Origin of the sequence: Acinetobacter entericus (assembly GCF_026168575.1) — a bacterium.
Classification (GTDB): Bacteria; Pseudomonadota; Gammaproteobacteria; order Pseudomonadales; family Moraxellaceae; genus Acinetobacter; species Acinetobacter bouvetii.
Genome location: NZ_JAPEQW010000149.1, coordinates 1 through 367, shown reverse-complemented (window position 1 = coordinate 367; position 367 = coordinate 1). Strand labels below are relative to the sequence as shown.

Here is a 367-nt window from a genome sequence, read left to right as displayed (position 1 = left end):
GTATTGTTTTTTATCTTCATCCAGTCGATCACGGCCCCACATTGCTAATTGACCTGCATCCCTTATTGAAGGCAAATCAAAACTAAGCTTGAACTTTTCCCAGTCATTTTCTTCAATGTGCCCATGAACAAATCCAAATTTTTTGCCGCGATGTGTAACCTCTAAAGCAATAGGTAATTCAGAAAATGTTTTAGCAATTTGAAATTGATCTTCAACACTCAGCTCGTAAAACCATTCCCCACCATTTTCCATATGGCATTTCATTGCAGCGCGATCTTGCAATCCCCAAATACACAAATCCTCATGATTACCGCGCACCGATGTAAACCATGGCTTTGAAAGTAGTTCGATGCACTCCATGTTTTGG

At 40.1% G+C, this 367-nt stretch carries 1 protein-coding gene; it reads right to left on the bottom strand.

All coding sequences use genetic code 11. The features are described from left to right. Positions 1-318: metallophosphoesterase family protein (locus tag OKC24_RS19980; RefSeq protein WP_507159416.1), on the bottom strand; the 318-nt coding region annotated here is incomplete at its 3' end. Positions 319-367 lie beyond the last annotated feature (49 nt).